Below are 22,722 nucleotides of genomic sequence, written 5' to 3'. Positions count from 1 at the left end.
GGCCCTCGCAGAGGCGGCCGCCTAATCGGCGAGGCGAGGCGCGCCGCTCCTTTCCGTGGCGATCTCCTTCGCAAGGTCGTCGATCGCGCGCCGCAGCGTCTCCTCGAGCATCGCCGATCCGCCCCGCCCCAAGGCGTAGATCGCCTCATCCGTCTTTTGCTCGATTATCCGGAGCGTGAAAGCATTCGGCGACTCGCATCCCGATCGCGCCAAGGAGAGATCACGTAGAGCGAGCGCGAATTGCCCGCGCGTCGCCAACAACATGCGCGCGAGCGAGAGAGCCAGGGCGAATTGCCGATCGCCGGCGTCGCCCATCCGCGCAGCGCCCGGGAGTTCCCTCGCCTGATTGTCATTGCACAGCGGCGCGAGGCCCGTTTCCGTGGGACGGCGACGGTCCCGACGCCCAAACCGATCCGCGTCACGCAGGCCGTCGCGTCGAACGAAATCTCTCCAACTGCAAATCATGGGCGCAACAAGCCGCACGGTGACACGCCACATCCGGCGTGTTAACCGTAAATGGAAACCAACTCCGCGCCGAAGGTCCCGCATTCGCGCGTCTCTGTCAAGCATATATGAGAGAGAGTGTGCCGGAAACGAAGGAAAATCCCGTATTCGACAGAGCCGGCCTCGCGCGGAGATTGGGCCAAGCGGTCGATGTGGCGGGCGGTCCGGCCAGAATCTTGCGGGACGCGGGTGTCACCTCCTCCACTTATAGCCGCTATCTCAATGGCGAGACCGAAGCCTCCGCCGAAAAGCTCGGCCGCATCGCCGAGGTGACGGGCGTCTCGCTCGACTGGCTGGTGCTGGATCGCGGCGCTCCCATATTCGAGGCCGGCGCGCCGCCGGCGATTCCGCTCGGCCCGGATATGGCGCAAATCCCGCCGCTGCGGATCAATGAGGCGGAGGGCGAAATCGCCGGCGAGCGGATCGCCTTTCCGCGCGCTCTGCTGCGACGCCTCGGAACCGAGATCGACGCGCTCGAATTTTTGCGCGCGCGCGGCGATTCCATGCGGCCGACAATAGAGGATGGCGCGATCGTGCTGATCGACCGCTCGCAGCGCGACATTATCGGCGACGCCGTCTATCTCGTCTCGCTCGACGACGGCCCGCTGATCCGTCGCGTGCGCCGCAATGTGGATGGCGCGATCACGCTGATCTCCGACAATCGCGCCTGCTACGAGCCCGAGAGGCTGGAGCGCGCCGACGCCGAGCGCCTCTGCGTCCACGGCCGCATTCGCTGGACCGAATCTCTGCTCTGACGCGTGCTGGACCCCTCCGCTTTCGCGAATTGGCGGTGTCAAAGCCCCTGCCGTCTCGCCATCGTCAGCATGGCCGAGCCATCCGGCCGTGAGACCAAAGAACAAAAACCAACGGAGGGAACAATGGCGTTGAACGTTCATAGTGGCGCCAATTACGGCAAGATCGTCATATGGGCGGTCGGCCTCGTCGCCTTCGTCGCCGTCGCGCTGACGAAGGTTCCAGAATGGATTTCCCCCAAGAGCGCGAGCGTGACCGGCGACACCGGCGCCACCTCGCGCATGATCAATTGAGGAACGCGCGGCGAGCCGCAATTCACCCGAATTCGTCTCGTTTCGCTTCGCCCCGCGCGCCCGAGCGGGGCGATTTTTTTGCGCGCGCCGCTGGACCCGTCACCGCTCGCCGATTGGCGGTTCAACGGCGCGGCGCAGACGTTACCGTCGGCGCCGTAAGTGTGACGATCCCCCTGCCTCGCCGGCTTCGGCCGCGCGAGGCCTTTTTGCCTGCGCGGCGCCGAGCCGGGAGACGAGCCGGGGGTATCCATGCCGAGGGATCGGGGCTATCTTGCGCGCGCCCTTTCCGCCCTCTCTATGAGGGCCTAGCGTTCATGCTCCTCGCGCAATGACTCTCACACATAAGCCCGTCGGTCCCGACAGCCGCGTCTTTCTCGTCGACGGCTCGTCCTTCGTCTTTCGCGCCTATTTCCAGTCGATACGGCAGGACGCGAAATATAATTATCGCACGGACCGCCTCCCGACCGGCGCGGTGCGGCTGTTCTGCGCCAAGCTGTTTCAGTTCATCCGCGAGGGCGCGGCCGATCTCACGCCGACGCATCTCGCTATCATCTTCGACAAATCGGAGAACTCCTTCCGCAAGGAGATCTACCCGGACTACAAGGCGCATCGTCAGGATCCGCCCGACGATCTCATTCCGCAATTTCCGCTGATGCGCGCGGCCGTGCGCGCCTTCGGCCTGCTGCCGATCGAGCAGGACGTCTATGAGGCGGACGATCTCATCGCCACTTACGCTAAGCAAGCGCGCGCGCGCGGCGCCGATGTGCTGATTGTCTCCGCCGACAAGGATCTGATGCAGCTCATCGACGATAAAGTGTCGATGTATGATCCGGCTTCAGGCGCGCGCGAGGAGCGGCGCATCGGCGTCGCCGAGGTGGTCGATTATTTCGGCGTGCCGCCTTCGAGAGTCGTCGATGTTCAGGCGCTCGCTGGCGATTCCACCGATAATGTGCCGGGCGCCAAGGGCATTGGCGTGAAAACCGCCGCGCAGCTCATCAATGAATATGGCGATCTCGACACGCTGCTGGCGCGCGCCGGCGAGATCAAGCAGCCCAAGCGCCGCGAGACGCTGACCGATCCTGCGAGCGTCGCGCTCATCCGCACGTCACAGAAGCTGGTGAAGCTCGTCGATGACGCGCCGCTGGAGATTCCGCTGGACGATCTCGGCCTGCATCAGCCGGACGGCAAGACGCTGGTCGCCTTTCTGCAGGCGATGGAGTTCACGCAGCTCACGCGTCGCGCCGCGGAGACCTATGGCGTCGAGGCGAATGAGATCGAGCCGGACCCGGCCTTCGTCGGCCCGGCGGGATGGCGCGGCCGCAATGGCGAGGTCGCCGAGACGCCCGCCCTGCCCGCGCCGGAGGCCGCAGCGCCGGGCGCGCCCGCAGCTCCCACGGGAGAGAAGGGCGCGCTCTCGCCGGCCGCGCTCGCCGAGGCGCGGCGCGAGCAAGGCGTCGCGACCAAGATCGATCGCTCGCTCTATGAGACGGTGACGACGCTCGAGCGGCTCGACGCCTGGATCGCGGAAGCTTTTTCCATCGGCGTCGTCGCCATGGATACGGAGACGACCTCGCTCGATCCCATGTCCTGCGATCTCGTCGGCGTCTCGCTGGCGACGGCGCCCGGACGCGCCTGCTATATTCCGCTGCAGCATGTCGCGCCCACCGGCGCCGATCTGCTCGGCGGCGATCCGCCGCCCGTGCAAATTCCCTTTGCGGAAGCGCTCGCGCGCTTGAAGCCGCTATTGGAAGCGCGCGGCGTGCTGAAGATCGCGCATAATATGAAATATGATCTCCTCGTTCTGGCCTGCTGCGGCATCGATGTCGCGCCGATCGAGGACACGATGCTGATCTCTTATGTGCTCGACGCCGGCCGCAATAATCACGGCCTCGACGAGCTTTCGAAGAAGCATCTCGGCCACGAATGCATTCCCTTCTCCGCCGTCGCCGGCTCCGGCCGCACATTCATCGGCTTCGCGCGCGTGCCGCTCGACAAAGCGACCGAATATGCGGCGGAAGATTCCGATGTCGCGCTGCGTCTGTGGCGCGCGCTGAGGCCGCGCCTTGCCGCCGAGCATATGACCAGCGTCTATGAGACGCTGGAGCGCCCGATGGTGAGCGTGCTCGCCAAAATGGAGCGGCGCGGAATCGCCATCGATCGCAATATTCTTTCGCGCCTCTCCGGCGAATTCGCGCAGGATATGGCGCGGCTCGAGGCCGAGATTCACGAGCTCGCCGGCGAGAGCTTCAATCTCGGCTCGCCCAAGCAATTGGGCGATATTCTCTTCGGCAAGATGGGCCTGCCCGGCGCCAAGAAGACCGCGACCGGCGCCTGGTCCACGTCAGCCAGCGTGCTCGACGAATTGGCCGAGAGCGGCAATACATTCGCCGCGCGCATATTGGATTGGCGACAGCTCTCCAAGCTCAAATCCACTTACACGGATGCGCTGCCCACTTTCGTGAACAAGACGACGCATCGCGTCCACACATCTTACGCGCTCGCCGCGACGACGACGGGGCGGCTCTCGTCGTCCGACCCCAATCTGCAGAACATCCCTGTGCGCAACGAGGCTGGGCGCAAGATTCGCACGGCCTTCGTCGCCGAACGCGGCAATGTGCTCATCTCGGCGGATTATTCGCAGATCGAATTGCGCCTGCTCGCGCATATCGCCGATATTCCGCAATTGCGGCAGGCCTTCGCCGATGGAATCGACATTCACGCGATGACGGCGAGCGAGATGTTCGGCGTGCCGGTGCAGGGCATGCCGTCAGAGGTGCGCCGCCGCGCCAAGGCGATCAATTTCGGCATCATCTATGGCATTTCCGCCTTCGGCCTCGCCAATCAGCTCTCCATTCCGCGCGAGGAGGCGGCCGCCTATATCAAGCGCTATTTCGAGCGCTTCCCCGGCATTCGCGCCTATATGGACAAGACGCGCAAGGCCGTGCGGGAGAACGGCCTCGTCACCACCATTTTCGGCCGCAAATGCCATTTCCCGCGCATCGGCTCCTCTAACGCCTCGGAGCGCGCTTTCTTCGAGCGCGCGGCGATCAATGCGCCGATCCAAGGCGCGGCCGCCGACATCATCCGCCGCGCCATGGCGCGCATGGACGAGGCCCTCGCGCATGAGAAGCTCAGCGCGCGCATGCTGCTGCAAGTGCATGATGAGCTGGTGTTCGAGGCGCCGAAGGAAGAGGCCGAGGCGACGATCCGCATCGTCAAGCGCGTGATGGAAGAGGCGCCGCATCCGGCGGTGACGCTCTCCGTGCCGCTGGAAGTGGAAGCCCGCGCCGCGCAGAATTGGGACGAGGCGCATTGATTTGAAGCGACGCCACGGTCGCCTCCCGACGTCATGGCCGGGCTCGTCTCGCGATTCCAGGGCGCGCGAATGCGCCCCGCCGCGTCGCGGGTGATGCAAGGTCGTTCGGGACGCCGCGGCCGCCGTCGGCCAGGGCCTTTTTATAAAAAGACGCATCGGAAGCTTTGACGTCCCGAACGCGGTCTGCCCCTCCTCTGCTCCGCCTCCCGACCCAGGTGTGTTTTTCCCTTTCAGGTAGTCTATTCCCGCGCGAGCCTGGGATATTCGGCCGGCTTTTGCATTTGTTCCCAAATGCCTCCGCACGAAGGAGAAGCCGCGCCGGCGGAGTGGCGTCGAGCGCGTGAACGAGGGTAGCCGCCCCGCGTCTCTCGAAACCGCGCCCCCGCCGGCCCCGCTCCTACCCCAGAGAGAGGCCCTTGCCGTTCGGCGAGGGTGAGGGAGTATAGGAATATTTTCCGATTTTGTCAAGGTGGGGCGGCGGGAGACACGCGGAAACCGTCGGCGCCGTTTCCAAGTTGGCCGGTTATACGACTTCAAGCTTACCTTTTTCGAGAGATAAGAAAATATCCTGTCAGTCGCTTCATTGAGTCGAGTTTCGGCTCCCAACGACCTTCCGGCTTATCGAAGGATAAATAGTAAGGCGTATCAAACAATCCGTCTGTTTTAAGACCTTGAAGGGAGCCGAAAGTCTTCAAAGCATCATCAGGTGAGAGGTATCGAGGTGGGGCAGCTGGTCGCCGTTTCTTCAAAATCTCCCACGGTTCGTCGCTCATTCCCATGTGTGTTTCCTCTTCAGTGTGCTTGCCGATGCGGGAGCCTAATCACAATATCGCGATAGAGGAAGCGGCAGCGCGCGGTCATTGCCTCGCGCCAAAAAGCGGGGGCACGCTTGCTAAAGCGCGGCCATTATACGCGCGAAAAGAGCCCGCGCCTCAACGTCGATACCAGACTGGAAAAAGGCGTTCCGGCTTATTTCTCAGGAAACTTTTCGGCCAACTCTGGATACACCTTACGCCAAGAAACGTCCGCGTCTTTGAGAGGAATTGCATAATCGGTGAAAAGCGTCCGTCCAGCTATCGCCAAGTCGTCACAGAATTTACTAACCTCCTGCTGAAAGAACTGCTCTAAATGTGGACGACATCCGGTTTCATCGGCTATTTCAATCCAACTATTCATATGATGCGCAACCTCATCGTTCATCTTTTGCTTAAGGTAACTGACCTCATCAAGAAAAATTTCGTAGTGAATCCGCGCCGCTGTCATAGGAGGGGCGTCTGTTATCCCAATATCTGTTTGAAAATTGCCTCGCAGAACGTTGAGATAGTTATCATGCAGCCCGCAAAATCGACTTTTCATGAAGTGATCGAAAGAAGCAAAAATCTCCTGAGCCACACGTTCGCCCAAACGGAAAGCCTCGGTATCAGCCTCTCTCGTTACGGACTTTTTGCGAAACCATCCGAACATGACCCGCTCTCCCCATTCATTACGTCTTGTGGTTCTGAACCCTGTTACCGCTAGCTTCGAGTATAGCGCGCTATGTTTTTTGCGCTGGTCGGTGCGGCGCATGATTCAAGACTTTTGCGACACGCGCAGCGCCCTTGTTTTTCAAGGGCTTCCGCTGTGCAAAAAAGATACGCGCGAAAGTCGGCAGGGAACGAGACGCGCGCCGGAAGAGGCGCGTCTACCTCCCCCTCGAGGGGGGAGGTCGAGCGCCGAAGGCGCTCGGGAGGGGGTGCCCCCGAGTCTTTGCCGTGGAACCCCACCCCGGATGGCTTCGCCATCCGACCCTCCCCCTTAAGGGGAGGGTGGAAACGCCCGTCTGACCAGGACCGAGCACGCGTCGGGCGCCCTTACAATCCCGTGTCGTCGTGCGGCGGCTCGCCCTTGGTGAGGCCGACGGCGAAGCGCGTCCAGAGGCGCTCGTGCAGATAATAGAGCGCGATTTTGGAGACGATCTCCGTGCCGGTGATCGCCGCCGATATGCCCGTGTCCTGCGTGAACAGGAAGGCCGCGCCGAAAGTGATGACGCTGCCGGGCACGCGCCAGGACAGCGATTTCACCAGGCTGCGCAAAGGCGTCGGATGCAGCAGATGATCGGGCGGCGGCACGCCTTCCATGGAGGCGTAGCTCGCCTCCACGCCATTGCGCGCGCTGCGCTCGGTCCAGGCCGATTGCTTCACCATGCCGACGGCGACCGTCTCATTGGTGACGCGATCGATGAGGATGAAGCCGCCGGTCTCGCGATTGTCCTCATAGAGATCGCAGGCGATGGCGGCGTCGAGCCACAGCTCCGCCTCGCCGATCTCGTTGAAGGCGAGCGTCTGCGTCGCATCGGCGAGCGGCTCGGCGAGGCCGGTCTCGATCTTTATGTGCGAGGCGACCTGCTTCACAAAGGCCGGCGTCGTGCGCGCGCCGAGCTTCAAAAGATAGCTCTTGTCCAGCGTGAGCGGCTCGCGCACCAGCCATAGCAGCCGGGCCGACAGGCGATCGCCGATCTTGGCCGGCGACACCGGCGAGACGAGCATGTCGCCGCGGGAAATGTCGATCTCCTCGGTGAGGGTCAGCGTCACCGATTGGCCCGCCACCGCATGGGCGAGATCGCCGTCATAGGTGACGATGCGCGCGATCGTCGTGTCGCGGCCGGACGGCAAAATGCGGACGATGTCGCCCGGCTTTACGTTGCCGCCGGCGATGAAGCCGGAGAAGCCGCGGAAATCATGGGACGGCCGGTTCACCCATTGCACGGGGAAGCGGAAGGGCAGCACGCGGGCGTTGTCGTCCGAGGCGACGCTCTCGAGATAGGCGAGCAGCGGCGGACCGGAATACCAGCCCATCTTCGTGCTGGCGTGCACGAGATTGTCGCCGTCCTTGGCGACGAGCGGAATCACCTGAATGGTGAGGAAGCGCAAATGCTCGGCGAAGGCGCGGAAGTCGCGCTCTATGTCGGCGAAAATCTCCTGCGAATAGGAGACGAGGTCCATCTTGTTGACGGCGACGACGACATGGCGCACGCCGAGCATGGAGACGATGACGCTGTGCCGGCGCGTCTGATCCAAAAGGCCCTTGCGCGCGTCGACGAGCAGAACGGCGAGATCGGCCGTCGAGGCGCCGGTCGCCATATTGCGCGTGTATTGCACATGGCCGGGGGTGTCGGCGACGATGAACTTGCGCTTCTCCGTCGCGAAATAGCGATAGGCGACATCGATGGTGATGCCCTGCTCGCGCTCCGCAGCGAGGCCGTCGACGAGCAGCGCGAAATCGAGATCGTCGCCCTGCGTGCCGTGCTTCTTCGAATCCTTCTCGAGCGCGGCGATGAGATCGTCGGCGGCGAGATCGGCGTCATAGAGCAGACGGCCGATGAGCGTCGACTTGCCGTCGTCCACCGAGCCGCAGGTGATGAAGCGCAGCAAGGGCTTGTCGGCGGGCGCCGGCCCGGCGGGGGCGCGCAGCGGCGCGGGCGTGGCGAGGCCGCCGTGCATCAAAAATAACCCTCCTGCTTCTTCTGCTCCATGGAGGAGGAGCCGTCATGATCGATGAGGCGGCCCTGACGCTCGGAGGAGCGGCTCGCGCGCATCTCGGCGATGATCTCTTCCAGCGTCGCCGCGGAGCTCTCGATCGCGCCAGTCAGCGGATAGCAGCCGAGCGTGCGGAAGCGCACCAGCCTCTGCTGCACGGTCTCGCCTTGCTGCAGCTTCAAGCGATCATCGTCGACCATTATGAGCATGCCGCCGCGATCGATCACCGGCCGCTCCTTGGCGAAATAGAGCGGCACGACGTCTATGCCCTCGCGCGCGATGTAATCCCACACATCGGCCTCGGTCCAATTGGACAGAGGGAAGACGCGCAGGCTCTCGCCCGGCCCCTTGCGCGCATTGTAGAGGCGCCAGAACTCCGGCCGCTGCGCCTTCGGATCCCAGCGATGCTGCGCATTGCGGAAGGAGAGCACGCGCTCCTTGGCGCGGGATTTCTCCTCGTCGCGCCGCGCGCCGCCGAAGGCCGCGTCGAATTTCCATTTGTCGAGCGCCTGCTTCAGCGCGTCGGTCTTCATGATCTGCGTATGGAGCTGCGATCCATGCACTGTCGGGTCGATATTCATCGCGACCCCTTCAGGATTGGTGTGGATGAGCAGCTCGAGGCCCGTCTCGGCCGCGCGGCGGTCGCGAAAGGCGATCATTTCCTTGAACTTCCATGTCGTGTCGACATGCAGAAGCGGGAAAGGCGGCTTCGACGGATAGAAGGCCTTCATGGCGAGATGCAGCATCACCGCCGAATCCTTGCCGATGGAGTAGAGCATCACCGGCCGCTCGCATTCGGCGACGACCTCGCGTAAGATGTGGATGCTCTCCGCCTCCAGCCGATCCAAATGGCCGAGGGGCTTTGCCGCCAGCGCGTTCATTGCGAGCCCTCCGGCGCCGGACCGCGCGTCAGCCTTCCGTCCGGCCCGACATGCAGGCCGCATTCTTTCTTCTCGTCCTCTTCCCACCACCAGCGGCCGGCGCGCTCGCTCTCGCCGGGCTCCAGCGCGCGCGTGCAGGGCGCGCAGCCGATGGAGAGAAAGCCCTTCTCGTGCAGTTCGTTCACGGGAACGCTGAATTCCTCCGTCGCGGCGACGATGGCCTCGCGCGTGTAATCGGCGAGCGGATTGAGCTTGACCAGCCGACGCTCGGCGTCGAGCTCGATGAGCGCGACTCCCTCGCGCGCTTGCGATTGATCGGCGCGCAGGCCCGTCACCCAGGCGGTGGCGCCGGCGAGCAGGCGCGACAGCGGCTCCACCTTGCGAATATGGCAGCAGGCCTTGCGATTCTCGACCGAGCGATAGAAACCGTTGACGCCATGCTCGGCGACATAATCGGCGAGCGGCAGCGCCTGCGAATAGGCGGCGTGAATGCGCCGCGCATAGCGCGCCTCGGTCTTCTCCCAAAGGGCGATCGTCTCCTCGAAGAGACGGCCCGTGTCGATCGTCACCACATCGATCTCGAGGCCCTGCGTGAAGATGGAATGGGTGACGAGCTGATCCTCTATGCCGAAGCTCGTCGTGAAGACGATGCGGCCGGGAATGACCTCGCGCGCGAGCCTCAGGCGATGATCGAGATCGAGCGGCGCGAGGCGCGGCGCGAGAATCTCGACCAGTGAGGGCTTGGCGTGCGAGGCTTTGCGACGACGCTCGAGGATCGACCGGCCGGCGGCGACGCCGCGCTGATAGGAGAGGCTGCGCGCATCGAGCGCCTTGCCCCAATTGGCCTCGCCATGATGCGCGGCGAGATCGTCGGGAATCTCGATCGCATCGAAGCCGCAGCCGATCGCGTGCAGATATTGGTCGGGCGCCAGCCTGCCGCTCGCGCGCAATTCGCCGGCGTAACCCTGGCGGCGCAGCAGGCGCGCCAGCGAGAAGCCGCGCCCGTCGGTGAAGGCCGGAAAGGCGATGTCGACGAGCGCGAGACGCGGAAGAAAATCGGCCAGCGCTTTCGGATCGGCGGTGTTGGCGACATAGACGCCGACCGCGGCGTGCCGCGAATCCGCGAGCGCGGAAGCGACGCGACCGAGCGAGACGATCACCTTGCCGGCGCCGGGCAGGGATTCCTCATCGGCGAGACGGCGCCACTCGTCCGCGATGAAAGCGCCGTCAGATACCAGAGCCATCCTCGCCCTCCCGGCGCGCAGATTCCTTGAAACGCTTATGGCCCAAGCGCCGCCATGTGTCGATGAAAGCCTCGCCGTCGCGGCGCTCGGCGAGATAGAATTGCACCAGGCTCTCGATCACATCGGGAACCTCTTCCGCCGACACGCCGGGACCGAGCAATTCGCCGATCGACGCCGAAAGCGTCGGATCGCCGCCGAGCGTGATCTGATAGGATTCGACGCCCTTTTTCTCGAGGCCGAGAATGCCGATGGCGCCGACATGATGATGGCCGCAGGCGTTGATGCAGCCGGAAATCTTGATCCCCAGCGTGCCGATGAGGCGCTGACGCTCGAGATCGGCGAAACGCTGCGAGATCGCCTGCGCGATCGGGATGGAGCGCGCCGTCGCCAGCGCGCAATAGTCGAGCCCCGGGCAGGAGATGATGTCGCTGATGAGCCCGGCGTTGGCGGTCGAAAGGCCCGCCGCCGCAAGATCGCGCCACAGAGCGAGAAGATCATCCTGCTTCACATGCGGAAGAATGATGTTCTGCTCATGGCTGACGCGCAACTCGCCGAAACCATAGGTGTCCGCCGCATCGGCGAGCGCGCGCATCTGCGCGGAAGTGGCGTCGCCGGGAATGCCGCCGATCGGCTTCAGCGAGACAGTGACGATGGCGTAGCCAGGAACCTTGTGCGGCGCGACATTCACCGCGGCGAAAGCGGCGAATTCGGCGTTCTCCGCCTTTGCCTTCTCGAAGCCGTCCGAATGCGCAGGCAAGCTCTCGTAAGCCGGCGGCGCGAAGGCTGCGGCGACGCGCTCCAGCTCCTGCGCGTCATAGGCGAAAGGCGCGCGATCCATGGCGGAATGTTCCGCCTCCACCTGAGCGCGAATTTCGTCGAGCCCGGTCTCGTGCACGAGAATTTTGATGCGCGCTTTGTATTTGTTGTCGCGACGGCCGAAGCGATTATAGACGCGCAGAATCGCCTCGAGATAGGCGAGCAGATCGGCGCGCGGCAGAAACTCGCGCAGCAGCTTGCCGACGAAAGGCGTGCGGCCGAGACCGCCGCCGACGATCACTTCATAGCCGATCGCGCCTTCCGCATTCTTCACGATGCGTAGGCCGATGTCGTGAATCTTGATCGCGGCGCGGTCATGCTCGGCGCCGCTCACCGCTATCTTGAACTTGCGCGGCAGGAAGCTGAATTCCGCGTGAGCGCTCGACCATTGGCGCAGAAACTCCGCCGTCGGCCGCGGGTCCTCCAGCTCATCGGCGGCGACGCCGGCGAAATGATCGGCGGTGACATTGCGAATGCAATTGCCCGACGTCTGGATCGCGTGCATGTCGACATCGGCGAGCGCCTCGAGAATATCCGGCACATCGACGAGCTTGGGCCAATTATATTGCAGGTTCTGCCGCGTGGTGAAATGGCCGTAGCCCTTGTCCCATTTGTCGGCGATATAGGCGAGCTGGCGCATTTGCCGCGAGGTGAGCGAGCCATAGGGAATGGCGACGCGCAGCATATAGGCGTGCAGCTGCAGATAGAGCCCGTTCATCAGGCGGAACGGACGGAATTCCTCCTCCGTCAGCGCGCCGGCGAGGCGACGCTCCACCTGCCCGCGGAACTCCGCCACGCGCTCGCGCACGAAGGCGCGGTCATATTCGTCATAGGCGTAGATCGTCGGCGCGGAATTGGGGCGCGGCGGCAGGGCCGGATCATGCGCAGTCATCTGTTCCCCGCTCCTTGCAGCCATGCCTGCTTGCCGAGGTCCCGCCGCACGCTGGGGCCGGCGGCGCGGAACTTCTCGCGAAAATGCGACGGAGCCGGCGCGCCGGCCGCATCCACGGTCACATCGACCAGATAGGCGTCGACGACGCGATTGGCGGCGATCGCCGCCTTGCCCGCCGCGTCCAGCGTCGCCACCTCGGCCTCGTCATAAGCAATTTTCGCGCGCAGGAGATCGCGCTCCCAGCCGTCCTGCCCCCAAAACACGACATCGCCCTCGGCGAGATCGGAGGCGAGCAGGATTTTGGGCGAGAATTTGGGATTGGCCGGCCGCGTCATGTCGGCTCCTTGACCAGAGTGAGCTTCAGCCCGTCGAGCTCGTCCGACCAGATGATCTGGCAGGAGAGCCGCGAGGTCTCGTGCAGAAAGGGCAGCTCGTCGAGCTTGTCGATCTCGTCCTCGCGCGGCGGCGCGACCTTGTCGGCCCATTCGGGATCGAGCACGATGTGGCAGGAGGCGCAAGCGACGGCGCCGCCGCATGTGCCCTCCATGCCCATCCCATAATCCCGCAAAATCTCCATCAACCGCCAGCCTTCCACAGGCTCCAGCTCGTGGGTGACGCCGTCAGCGTCCTCGACACGGATCACGCTCATCCTTTTCTCCGAACAGGCGCTGTCGCCGCATAGGCGCCCTTGCTTCGGCTGTCGGCCCCGCGCGACCCTCTCGCGCCGAGCAAAGCGGCCGCGCCGATCGCCGCTGAGCGCGGAGACCTCGGCACAAACCGCGATCCTTCGAAAATGCGAGACCTACTTATTCGAGGTCGCGTGAATGTCAATTCACTATAAGATAGCCTCACGCCTCGACAAACTACAAACGCAATTCGTAGTATCAACGGAAAAGGCCGCGATCGCGCGCGCGGCGGCGAGAAAAGGCTCGGCGCGCGCAACTCATAAATGGTAAGAGTTTTATGTTCCTGCCGCCCGAGAGCGGGCGCGAGCGATATAGGTGCTAGGCCATGGCTCAAAGACCGACCAAAGAAACCAAGCAGAGTTCGGCGCGTGAGGAGCGGCCGCCGGTCGCGCGGGAGAAGACTCCCCCGCTCGCCCCTCAGAGAGGCCGGCCGACGCTCATTCTGGTCGGAGCGGACAAGGGCGGCGTGGGCAAGACGACGATCGCGCGCGTGCTGCTCGACTATCTCGCCGCCAATAATGTCTTGACCCGGGCCTTCGACACGGAGACGCCGCGCGGCACGCTCTATCGCTTTCATCCCGACCAGACCAGCGTCGTCGATCTCACCTCGACCTCGGACCAGATGAAGATCATCGACACTCTGGCCACTGCTCAGGTGAAGGTCAGCGTCGTCGACGTTCGCGCCGGCGGGCTGGAGCCGGCCCTGCAGGCGCTGCAGGACACGGGCTTTCTGGATGCGGTGGCGGAAGGTGAGGTCGGCTTCATTCTGTTCCATGTGCTCGGATCGTCCATCGCCTCGCTCGACGAAATCGCAGAAGTCGCGCCCTATGTCGAGGACGCGGACTATTTCCTCGTCAAGAACCATGTCAACGACACCACCTTTTTCGAATGGGACCCGGTGACGCACCGCAAATATTTCGAGAAAGTGGAGACGGCGGGCGAGATCACCATCCCCAAGCTCAACGAATTGTCCTATGAGCAGGTGGAGATCGCCGGCGCGCCTTTTTCCACCTTCGTCGCCAATCGGACAGCGGAAGGGGAGCCGGCGGACCATTCCTTCGTCCTTCGCGGCTATGTCCGCACCTGGCAGAACAGGATCGCCGACGAGTTCGACCGCATCCATCTGCTGGATCGGATCGCCGGCAGGGAGGGCGCATAGCGCCGAACGCGGTTGAGCGGCAAAACAGAGAGCCTCGGGCGGCGCCGAGAGAGTGAGAGATGAGTCGACGCACTTTGGTGTTCGTCGCCTGTTCCCCGCATCCGCGTTCGGGCGTTTCGACGACCGCGCGGCTGCTGACGGACTTCTATCTCTCGCGTCTCACCGAGGTCGAAGGCTTCGACACCGATCCGCATGCGCCGCGCTACCACGAATGGTTCCCGGACCGCACGCGCGTCATCGACACGGCCGACATACGCGGGCAGATTTCCTTGTTCGATCGGCTGCTGATCGACGACGGGACGCCCAAGATCGTCGATGTCTGGCAACGCGCCTATGACCGTTTCTTCAAGACGGTGAAGGAGATCGGCTTTGTCGAGGAGGCGCGGGCGCGCGGCGTCCAGCCGATCCTGCTGTTCCATGCCGACCACACCGACTCCGCGCTCGCCAGCGCGAAATTTCTGTCGGCGGCATGGCCCGATCTTCCCATGCTGATCGTGCAGAACGAAGGCGCCGCGCCGCTCGGCGCCTATGCCCATGAGACGCTGGGACAATATCCGACGACGCGCCGTTTCCTCATCGGCGCGCTGGACGGCGCTGTGGCGAAGACGCTGGACGAGCCGGATCTGTCGCTGAGCCGCATGCTGGTCTCGCCGCCCCCGGACATGTCGATCGTCATTCGCGCCGCGCTCAAAGCCTGGATCGCGCCGATCTTCACGCAGTTCCGCAGCTTCGAGCTGCGACACGAGCTCGACGGCGCGCAGTTTTTGAAGTAGCGCCACGCGGCCCGACAAAAAGAAACGAGCCTGTAGGCTCACGGTCCGAGGCAAATGCTGGACCGTGAGCCTACAGGCTCGCATAACAATCAGAGAGCCGAGCCGGCGCCCGGAGACTTGCTCCAGGCGCCGATTGCGTCAGAGACCGAGAGCGGCCTTCAGCTCCTGGAGCTGGCCGAGCTTTTCCGAACCGAGGCGGCGCGCCTCGTCGGATTTGGCGTCGGCCACATCCTCGCTGGCGTCCTTGATATCGGCGTCGATCTTCGCGGCGTCGAGCTCGGCCACCGGAATGGCGTATTCGGCCAGAATGGTGAAGCCGCCGAGCCCGACATCGGCGAAGCCGCCGCGCACAAACAGCTTTTCTTTCTTGCCGGCCCCGTCGATCTCGACGACGCCGGGCTTCAGCACCGTCATCACCGGCGCGTGATCTTTGAGAACCGTGAACACGCCCTCGGCGCCGGGGGCGACGACGGCGTCCACCTCTCCCGAGAACAGAAGCTTCTCGGGAGAGACGAGTTCGAAGTGGAACGTGGCCATGAAGGGCTCCGTCGTCTAGTAGCGATTAACGGATCAAGCCGCTTCCTTGGCGAGCTTGGCGGCCTTCTCGACCGCTTCCTCGATCGTGCCGACCATATAGAAGGCGGCCTCGGGGAGGTGGTCGTATTGGCCTTCGACGAGGCCCTTGAAGCCCTTGATCGTGTCGGCGAGCGCGACGAGCTTGCCCGGCGCGCCGGTGAACACTTCGGCGACGTGGAAGGGCTGCGACAGGAAGCGCTCGATCTTGCGGGCGCGCGCCACGGTCAGCTTGTCCTCTTCCGACAGCTCGTCCATGCCCAGGATCGCGATAATGTCCTGCAGCGACTTATAGCGCTGCAGAGTGGACTGCACCTTGCGGGCGACCTCGTAATGCTCCTCGCCGACGATCGCCGGGGACAGCATGCGCGAAGTGGAGTCGAGCGGATCGACGGCCGGATAAATGCCCTTTTCCGCGATCGAGCGGTTGAGAACGGTCGTCGCGTCGAGATGGGCGAAGGAGGCGGCCGGGGCCGGGTCGGTCAAATCGTCGGCCGGCACGTAAATGGCCTGCACCGAGGTGATCGAGCCCTTGGTCGTCGTGGTGATGCGCTCCTGAAGCGCGCCCATGTCGGTGGCGAGCGTCGGCTGATAGCCCACCGCCGAGGGAATGCGACCGAGCAGAGCCGACACTTCCGAGCCCGCCTGGGTGAAGCGGAAGATGTTGTCGACGAAGAAGAGCACGTCCTGGCCCTTGTCGCGGAAGTCCTCGGCGACGGTGAGGCCGGTCAGAGCGACGCGGGCGCGGGCTCCCGGAGGCTCGTTCATCTGGCCATAGACCAGCGCGGCCTTGGATCCGGCGGCGGAGCCGTTCTCGGGCTTCTTGTTGACGCCGCCCTCGATCATCTCGTGATAGAGGTCGTTGCCCTCACGGGTGCGCTCGCCGACGCCGGCGAAGACGGAATAGCCGCCATGCGCCTTGGCGATATTGTTGATGAGCTCCATGATGATGACGGTCTTGCCGACGCCCGCGCCGCCGAACAGTCCGACCTTGCCGCCCTTGGCGTAGGGCGCGAGCAGGTCGACGACCTTGATGCCCGTCTCGAGGATCTGCGCCTCGGTCGCCTGCTCGGCGTAGGAGGGCGCCGGCTGGTGAATGGCGCGCTTGGTCGCCGTCACGATCGGGCCGGCCTCGTCGACCGGCTCGCCGATGACATTGATGATGCGGCCGAGCATCTCGTCGCCGACCGGCACGGAGATGGGGGCGCCCGTGTCGGTCACGGGGGCGCCGCGCACGAGGCCTTCCGTCGAGTCCATGGCGATGGTGCGCACGGAGTTCTCGCCGAGATGCTGCGCCACTTCGAGGACGAGGCGCGCGCCCTGATTGGTGGTCTCCAGCGCGTTCAGGATTTCCGGCAGGTGATCGTCGAACTTCACGTCGACGACAGCGCCGATCACCTGCGTGATGTGACCCGTGGTCGTGGGGGTAGCCATTGTCTCGTCCTCTCGACTGTTGTTCCGATCAGAGCGCCTCGGCGCCCGAGATGATCTCGATGAGTTCCTTGGTGATGATCGCCTGGCGTGACCGATTGTAGAGCGTCGTCTGCTTCTTGATCATGTCGCCGGCGTTGCGCGTGGCGTTGTCCATCGCGCTCATGCGCGCGCCCTGCTCGGAAGCGGCGTTCTCGAGCAATGCGCGGAAAATCTGCACCGATATGTTGCGGGGCAGCAGCGTCGCCAGAATCTCGTCCTGGCCGGGCTCATATTCATAATTGGCCTGAGGGCCGGCCGCGGCGGCCTCGTTCTCATTGGCGGAAATCTGCGCCGGAATGAGTTGCAGCGCCGTCGGAAACTGCTGAATCACCGATTTGAAGCGCGAGAAGAACAGCGTCGCCACATCGAACTCGCCGCTCTCGAACAGATCGATGACCTTGCGGCCGATCGCGTCGCCCTGCTCGAAGCCGAGCTGGCGCACGCCGCGCAGCTCGATGAGCTCGATGATGTTCTTCTCATAATTGCGGCGGAGCTGGTCGTAGCCCTTCTTGCCGACGCAGAGAATCTTGACCGTCTTGCCCTGCCCCTGCAGGCGCTGGATGTGCTCGCGGGCGAGGCGGACGATCGAGGAGTTGAATGCGCCGCAGAGGCCGCGCTCGGCGGTCGCCACGACGAGAAGATGCGTCTCGTCGCGGCCATTGCCGGCGAGCAGCACCGGCGCGCCGGAAGAGACGCCCCCGGCGAGATTGGCGAGCACTTTCTCGATGCGCTCGGCATAGGGACGCGCCGCCTCGGCCGCCACCTGGGCGCGGCGTAGCTTGGCCGCCGCGACCATTTGCATGGCCTTGGTGATCTTCTGCGTCGCCTTGACGGAAGATATGCGGTTTCGAAGATCCTTCAACGAGGGCATGAGAGAACCCGTCTCATTGCGACCGGAGCCGGCCTGTCGTCATTGCGAGAAGCGAAGCCGCGAGGCGATCTCAGAGCCGCCGAGCGGCTCTGGATCGTTTCGCTGCGCTCGCAATGACGGGCCATCGCTTCCGATCCTTGGTTGCGCGCGTCAGGCGAAGGATTTCGTGAAGGCGTCGAGGACGCCCTTCAGCTCGGCGGCCGTCGCATCCGGCAGATCCTTGGTCGTGCGGATCGTCTCGAGGATGTTCGGATGCTGCGTGCGCAGCAGCGCCAGCAGTCCATCCTCGAAGGCGCGCACGCGATTGACCGGCAGCGGATCGAGATAGCCGTTGACGCCGGCGTAGATCACCACCGTCTGCTCTTCCATCTGCAGCGGCGAGAACTGCGGCTGCTTCAAGAGCTCGGTCAGGCGCGCGCCGCGATTGAGCAGACGCTGCGTCACCGCGTCGAGATCGGAGCCGAACTGAGCGAAGGCCGCCATCTCGCGATATTGAGCGAGCTCGCCCTTGATCTTGCCGGCGACCTTCTTCGTCGCTTTCGTCTGCGCCGAGGAGCCGACGCGCGACACCGAGAGGCCGACGTTCACCGCCGGGCGGACGCCCTGGTAGAAGAGGTCCGTCTCCAGGAAGATCTGGCCGTCGGTGATGGAGATGACGTTGGTCGGAATATAGGCCGACACGTCGTTCGCCTGCGTCTCGATGACCGGCAGAGCGGTGAGCGAGCCGGCGCCGCGCTCGTCATTGAGCTTGGCGGCGCGCTCGAGCAGGCGGGAGTGCAGATAGAACACGTCGCCCGGATAGGCCTCGCGTCCCGGAGGACGGCGCAGCAGCAGCGACATCTGGCGATAGGCGACGGCCTGCTTGGAAAGATCGTCATAGACGATCACGGCGTGCAGGCCGTTGTCGCGGAAATACTCGCCCATGGCGCAGCCGGCGAAGGGCGCCAGGAACTGCATCGGAGCCGGATCGGAAGCGGTGGCGGCGATCACGATCGAATAGTCGAGCGCGCCGCGCTCCTCCAGCACCTTCACGAATTGCGCGACGGTGGAGCGCTTCTGGCCCACGGCGACGTAGACGCAGTAGAGCTTGGCCTTCTCGTCGTCGCCGTCGTTCAGCGACTTCTGGTTCAGAATCGTGTCGAGCGCCACGGCGGTCTTGCCGGTCTGGCGGTCGCCGATGATCAGCTCGCGCTGGCCGCGGCCGATCGGGATCAGCGCGTCGATGGCCTTGAGGCCGGTCGCCATCGGCTCATGCACCGACTTGCGCGGAATGATGCCGGGAGCCTTCACATCGACGCGCGAGCGGCTCTCGTAGAAGATCGGGCCTTTGCCGTCGATCGGATTGCCGAGCGCGTCGACCACGCGGCCGAGCAGCCCCTTGCCGACCGGAACGTCGACGATCGCGCCGGTGCGCTTGACGGTCTGGCCTTCCTTGATGTCGCGGTCGGAGCCGAAGATCACGACGCCGACATTGTCGCTCTCGAGATTGAGCGCCATGCCGGTGATGCCGTTCTCGAACAGCACCGTCTCGCCGGCCTGGACATTGTCGAGACCGTAGACGCGGGCGATGCCGTCGCCGACGGAGAGGACCTGACCGACCTCGGTGACTTCGGCCTCATTGCCGAAATTAGCGATCTCATTCTTGAGGATCGCGGAAATCTCTGCGGCGCGGATAGCCATCAGCCGACCTCTTTCATGCGTGTTCGAATGGAATTGAGCTTGGTCTTCAGCGACGCATCGAGCATGCGCGAGCCGATTTTGACGACGAGACCCCCGATGATCGCCGGATCGACCTTCACCTCGAGGTCGACGGCCTTGCCGCCGGTGACGCCGGCGAGCGCGTCGCGCAGCGCGCTCTCATGATGAGAGGCGAGCGGCGCGGCCACTGTGACGTCGGCGCGCACGACGCCCTTGGCGGCGTCATGCAGCTTGCCATAGGCCTCGATGATGGCGGGGAGAACGAAGAGGCGACGTTTTGTCGCGACGAGCTTCACGAAATTGGCCGCGACGCCCGTGACGCCGGCGGCGTCGAGAATGGGAGAGAGAGCCTTGATCTGCGTCTCGGCAGAATAGACCGGGCTCACGATCAGGCGCTCGAGATCCTTGCTCTCCTGGATCAGCGCGGCGAAGCCGCGCAGCGCCGTCGCGATCTCTTCCGTGGAGCCTTGCTCCACTGCGAGATCATAAAGGGCCGAGGCGTATCGCCCCGCTACACCGGATAGATCGTCTCCGCCTGAAGCCACTTGCGTATCGCTCTCGGATCGCCGTCACTCGAGGCGCCTCGCGCGCAACGCAGGTCTGCGTGCGACGAAATCCGCAATGGCCTCGAACAACGTATTGTCGGGGGAAGGAGCCAAGGGCGACGCCCCAGCTCCAAGGCGATCGTCCCCTAACACAGCATATTTTGCGGCGCAACCCTGCGACGGCTGCGGAGAGGGCAGTTTCGACGATCGCACAAAAAAGCATCACCTCCGTCTCGGCCCGTGGAAACCCTCGGCTTGGCCTTTGATGATATTGAATTTTTTAGCGCTTCGCGATTTTTCTGCGCAGGCCGGCGCATTGTCGCCGCTTGCGCCTCACGCGAGGCCATGGCACTGCGAAATCCTATCCACAGTCGGAGACGAAAGATGACGCGAGCGGTTATCGGCATCATCGGAGGATCGGGCGTCTATCATCTGCCCGGTCTGCAGGATTTGCGCGAGCAGCGCGTGACGACGCCTTGGGGCGATCCGTCCGACGCGCTGCATTTCGGCCGCATCGGCGAGACGCAGGTCGTGTTTCTGCCGCGGCATGGTCGCGGTCATGTGTTCTCGCCCTCGGGCATAAATTATCGCGCCAATATTTTCGCGCTGAAGCAGGCGGGCGTCACCGATCTCGTCTCGGTCTCCGCCTGCGGCTCGTTCAAATCGGAGCTCTATCCGGGACTCTTCGTGCTGCCGGATCAATTCGTCGATCGCACATTCGGCCGGCAATCCTCCTTTTTCGGCAATGGCTGCGTCGCGCATGTGTCGATGGCGCATCCTGTGGCGCCCTTGCTGGCGAAGCGCATCGCCGCCGCCGCAAAAGCGGAGGGCATGGAGCATTCCGTCGGCGGAACCTATGTCTGCATGGAAGGTCCGCAATTTTCGTCCTACGCGGAATCGCTGACCTATAAAGCCGCGGGCTATGACGTCATCGGCATGACGGCGATGCCGGAGGCAAAGCTCGCGCGCGAGGCGGAACTCTCTTACGCGACCATCGCAATGGTCACGGATTTCGATTGCTGGCATCCAGAGCACGACAATGTCGATGTCGCTTCGGTGATCGCCGTCGTGCGAGACAACGCCGATAAAGCGAGCCGTCTGCTCGCACGCCTGCTCGCCGATTTTCCGCAGGAGCACGAGCCCTGCCCGATCGGCTCCGACCGCGCGCTCGACACAGCGATTCTGACGGCGCCCGAGGCGCGCGATCCGGCGCTGATGGAAAAGCTCGGCGTCATTGTCGCGCGGGCGCGCGGCGCGGCGGGATGAGAATAGCGTTCAGCCGCCGTTAATGGCGAAGCGGCGAGCATAGGCTCCGATAGAAGGAGCATTTTCATGCGGATTTTTTCTCTCTTCGCCTTTTTGCTCATCGCCTCCGTCTCTCACGCGGAGGACCGCGCGCATTGGGACTTTCCCGTCGCCGAGGTTCACGGAACAGCGGCGGAAGAGGTCAAGCCCGACCGCGCCGACATTCAGCTCGGCGTCTTCGTGGAAAAGCCGACGGCCGCAGATGCGACCGCCGAGCTCGCCCGCTCGTCCTCGGCGCTCATGCAGGACATAGAAGCGGCCGGCGTCGCGCGCAAAAATATCCGCTCCCGAAGCGTTCAGGTCGCGCCCATCTATTCCGAGGAGCGCGACCCGGGGAATCGACAGATTCTCAAACGGAGCTTGACCGGGTTTCGCGCCTCGTCGGATGTCGACGTTTCGACCGCGGATGTCGATCGCGTCGGCGACATCGTCGGCCATCTTCTCGGCGCCCACGCCAATCGGCTCTATGGCGTGCGGTTCCGCGTGACCGACAAAGCGGAGCGCGAGGCGATATTGCTCGGCAAGGCTGTCGCCAATGCGCGTCATCGCGCCGAGCTGCTCGCCGAAGGCGCGTCGATGAAGCTCGGCGACCTCGTGGCGCTGGAGCTCAATCCCGAATTCGCGGCCGGCGAGGCCGACATGCCGATGGCGCGCGCCGAGCTTGGTCCACGCGCCATCGCCATTCCGGTCCACCCGGGTGAGGAACGCATAGAGGCGCGCGTGAAAGGCGTCTGGCGGCTCCTGCCGAAATAAAGCGAGCGGCGGCTCAATCCGCGCAGCTCTCCAGCCACGCATCGGCGAAGCCGCGCCGCGCGCAGAGGCCGGCGAGATATTTCTCGATGCGGCGCACGCGCTCGGCGTTGGCTTGCGTGCCCGGCGGGTAATCCTTCGGCTCATTACCGGCGGCGACGAGCGCGAGAAACTCGCCGTCGTCCAATTCCGCGAACGGCTTGCCGAACCATTGCCGCGATGCGGAATCGAATCCGCTCACATCGATGAAAGCGGCAATCTGCGCGCTCTTGGAGATCAGCGGGCCGACGGCGAATTGCGCGATCAGCGTTTGACGAATCTTGCCGAAACCCGGCTTGAAATCAGCGAAATAGAGCTTCTTGGTCACGGATTGAGCGAGCGTGTCTGCGAGCGGCGCGCTCCAATCGACGCCGCCATGCGTCCAGAAACCCGGGTCCTGCACCGCGAGCAGCGTCTCTATGCGCTCGCGAGAGAATCCGGGCGGCAATTTCGCGCCGTGATCGGTCTCCGCCTCATAGCGCGCAAAGAGCGTAGGCGTGGCCATGCGAGCGAGAGCGACAGAGACCGCCTCATAGCCGAGGACGGCGGCGAAGGCCGCGCCGGCGAAAGCGGCCAGCGCCGAGCCGGCGGTCGCCGCCGCGAATGTGCGCGCCCGTAATTTCGCTTCCCGCATCA

At 64.1% G+C, this 22,722-nt stretch carries 21 protein-coding genes; 7 read left to right on the top strand and 14 right to left on the bottom strand.

What is annotated here, in order from left to right; translation table 11 throughout:
• Window positions 1–21 precede the first annotated feature (21 nt).
• Complete coding sequence (locus GYH34_RS05920) at window positions 22–315, bottom strand: hypothetical protein (RefSeq protein WP_161912767.1); 294 nt, start codon at window positions 313–315, stop codon at window positions 22–24.
• A gap of 365 nt (window positions 316–680) precedes the next feature.
• Between GYH34_RS05920 and GYH34_RS05915 the strand changes: the two genes are divergently transcribed.
• The 3 genes from GYH34_RS05915 (at window position 681) to polA (ending at window position 4,866) form a co-directional block, all read left to right on the top strand.
• Entirely contained in the window at window positions 681–1,259 is a 579-nt protein-coding gene (locus GYH34_RS05915) for a LexA family transcriptional regulator (protein ID WP_244635290.1), read from the top strand.
• 123 nt (window positions 1,260–1,382) lie between these two features.
• Window positions 1,383–1,550 (top strand): hypothetical protein, encoded by a 168-nt coding sequence (locus tag GYH34_RS21725; RefSeq protein WP_174242374.1) that lies wholly within the window; start codon window positions 1,383–1,385, stop codon window positions 1,548–1,550.
• A 328-nt stretch (window positions 1,551–1,878) separates the two neighbouring features.
• Window positions 1,879–4,866: a DNA polymerase I gene (gene polA, locus GYH34_RS05910; protein WP_161912765.1), complete on the top strand. Its 2,988-nt coding sequence runs from the start codon at window positions 1,879–1,881 to the stop codon at window positions 4,864–4,866.
• Window positions 4,867–5,835: 969 nt separating this feature from the next.
• On the opposite strand, the gene GYH34_RS05905 is transcribed toward polA, so the two are convergent.
• The 7 genes from GYH34_RS05905 to GYH34_RS05875 all read right to left on the bottom strand — a co-directional run bounded on the left by GYH34_RS05905 (window position 5,836) and on the right by GYH34_RS05875 (window position 12,863).
• Window positions 5,836–6,432: a hypothetical protein gene (locus GYH34_RS05905; RefSeq protein WP_161912764.1), complete on the bottom strand. Its 597-nt coding sequence runs from the start codon at window positions 6,430–6,432 to the stop codon at window positions 5,836–5,838.
• Between the two features lie 284 nt (window positions 6,433–6,716).
• Window positions 6,717–8,345, bottom strand: a complete 1,629-nt coding sequence (gene cysN / locus GYH34_RS05900) for a sulfate adenylyltransferase subunit CysN (RefSeq protein ID WP_161914907.1) — start codon at window positions 8,343–8,345, stop codon at window positions 6,717–6,719.
• Complete coding sequence (gene cysD / locus GYH34_RS05895) at window positions 8,345–9,262, bottom strand: sulfate adenylyltransferase subunit CysD (RefSeq protein WP_161912763.1); 918 nt, start codon at window positions 9,260–9,262, stop codon at window positions 8,345–8,347. The genes cysN and cysD overlap by 1 nt, the downstream gene beginning before the upstream one ends.
• The gene (locus tag GYH34_RS21890) at window positions 9,259–10,506 is read right to left on the bottom strand and encodes a phosphoadenylyl-sulfate reductase (RefSeq protein WP_174242373.1); all 1,248 of its coding nucleotides are present in this window, start codon (window positions 10,504–10,506) and stop codon (window positions 9,259–9,261) included. The genes cysD and GYH34_RS21890 overlap by 4 nt, the downstream gene beginning before the upstream one ends.
• Window positions 10,490–12,214, bottom strand: a complete 1,725-nt coding sequence (locus GYH34_RS05885; RefSeq protein WP_161912762.1) for a nitrite/sulfite reductase — start codon at window positions 12,212–12,214, stop codon at window positions 10,490–10,492. The genes GYH34_RS21890 and GYH34_RS05885 overlap by 17 nt, the downstream gene beginning before the upstream one ends.
• Window positions 12,211–12,549 (bottom strand): DUF2849 domain-containing protein, encoded by a 339-nt coding sequence (locus tag GYH34_RS05880; protein WP_161912761.1) that lies wholly within the window; start codon window positions 12,547–12,549, stop codon window positions 12,211–12,213. Before GYH34_RS05880 ends, GYH34_RS05885 begins: the two co-directional genes overlap by 4 nt.
• The gene (locus GYH34_RS05875; protein WP_018267966.1) at window positions 12,546–12,863 is read right to left on the bottom strand and encodes a 2Fe-2S iron-sulfur cluster-binding protein; all 318 of its coding nucleotides are present in this window, start codon (window positions 12,861–12,863) and stop codon (window positions 12,546–12,548) included. Before GYH34_RS05875 ends, GYH34_RS05880 begins: the two co-directional genes overlap by 4 nt.
• Window positions 12,864–13,225: 362 nt before the next feature.
• Here GYH34_RS05875 and GYH34_RS05870 point away from each other — a divergent pair, with 362 nt between their 5' ends.
• Together GYH34_RS05870 and GYH34_RS05865 are read left to right on the top strand one after the other, a co-directional pair.
• Complete coding sequence (locus GYH34_RS05870; protein ID WP_174242372.1) at window positions 13,226–14,059, top strand: hypothetical protein; 834 nt, start codon at window positions 13,226–13,228, stop codon at window positions 14,057–14,059.
• 59 nt (window positions 14,060–14,118) lie between these two features.
• A complete protein-coding gene (locus GYH34_RS05865; protein WP_174242371.1) occupies window positions 14,119–14,832 on the top strand; it encodes a hypothetical protein in 714 nt (237 codons plus the stop codon).
• Window positions 14,833–14,970: 138 nt separating this feature from the next.
• On the opposite strand, the gene GYH34_RS05860 is transcribed toward GYH34_RS05865, so the two are convergent.
• The 5 genes from GYH34_RS05860 to GYH34_RS05840 all read right to left on the bottom strand — a co-directional run bounded on the left by GYH34_RS05860 (window position 14,971) and on the right by GYH34_RS05840 (window position 19,992).
• Window positions 14,971–15,369 (bottom strand): F0F1 ATP synthase subunit epsilon, encoded by a 399-nt coding sequence (locus GYH34_RS05860; protein ID WP_161912760.1) that lies wholly within the window; start codon window positions 15,367–15,369, stop codon window positions 14,971–14,973.
• 33 nt (window positions 15,370–15,402) lie between these two features.
• On the bottom strand, window positions 15,403–16,839 hold the full coding sequence (atpD, locus tag GYH34_RS05855) for a F0F1 ATP synthase subunit beta (RefSeq protein WP_161912759.1): 1,437 nt from the start codon (window positions 16,837–16,839) through the stop codon (window positions 15,403–15,405).
• Window positions 16,840–16,867: 28 nt separating this feature from the next.
• The gene (locus tag GYH34_RS05850; RefSeq protein WP_161912758.1) at window positions 16,868–17,749 is read right to left on the bottom strand and encodes a F0F1 ATP synthase subunit gamma; all 882 of its coding nucleotides are present in this window, start codon (window positions 17,747–17,749) and stop codon (window positions 16,868–16,870) included.
• Between the two features lie 150 nt (window positions 17,750–17,899).
• Window positions 17,900–19,429, bottom strand: coding sequence for a F0F1 ATP synthase subunit alpha (gene atpA, locus GYH34_RS05845; RefSeq protein WP_161912757.1), 1,530 nt, complete (start codon window positions 19,427–19,429; stop codon window positions 17,900–17,902).
• Window positions 19,429–19,992, bottom strand: coding sequence for a F0F1 ATP synthase subunit delta (locus GYH34_RS05840; RefSeq protein ID WP_161912756.1), 564 nt, complete (start codon window positions 19,990–19,992; stop codon window positions 19,429–19,431). Before GYH34_RS05840 ends, atpA begins: the two co-directional genes overlap by 1 nt.
• Before the next feature lie 384 nt (window positions 19,993–20,376).
• On the opposite strand from GYH34_RS05840, the gene GYH34_RS05835 reads away from it, so the two are divergent.
• Together GYH34_RS05835 and GYH34_RS05830 are read left to right on the top strand one after the other, a co-directional pair.
• Window positions 20,377–21,258, top strand: coding sequence for an S-methyl-5'-thioadenosine phosphorylase (locus GYH34_RS05835; protein WP_161912755.1), 882 nt, complete (start codon window positions 20,377–20,379; stop codon window positions 21,256–21,258).
• A 66-nt stretch (window positions 21,259–21,324) separates the two neighbouring features.
• Window positions 21,325–22,050 (top strand): SIMPL domain-containing protein, encoded by a 726-nt coding sequence (locus tag GYH34_RS05830; RefSeq protein WP_244635288.1) that lies wholly within the window; start codon window positions 21,325–21,327, stop codon window positions 22,048–22,050.
• A gap of 13 nt (window positions 22,051–22,063) precedes the next feature.
• Here GYH34_RS05830 and GYH34_RS05825 read toward each other — a convergent pair whose 3' ends face one another.
• Window positions 22,064–22,720, bottom strand: a complete 657-nt coding sequence (locus tag GYH34_RS05825; RefSeq protein WP_161912754.1) for a transglycosylase domain-containing protein — start codon at window positions 22,718–22,720, stop codon at window positions 22,064–22,066.
• Window positions 22,721–22,722: the final 2 nt, after the last annotated feature.

Origin of the sequence: Methylosinus sp. C49, assembly GCF_009936375.1 — a bacterium.
GTDB lineage: Bacteria > Pseudomonadota > Alphaproteobacteria > Rhizobiales > Beijerinckiaceae > Methylosinus.
This window is presented reverse-complemented; position numbering and strand designations above follow the sequence as displayed.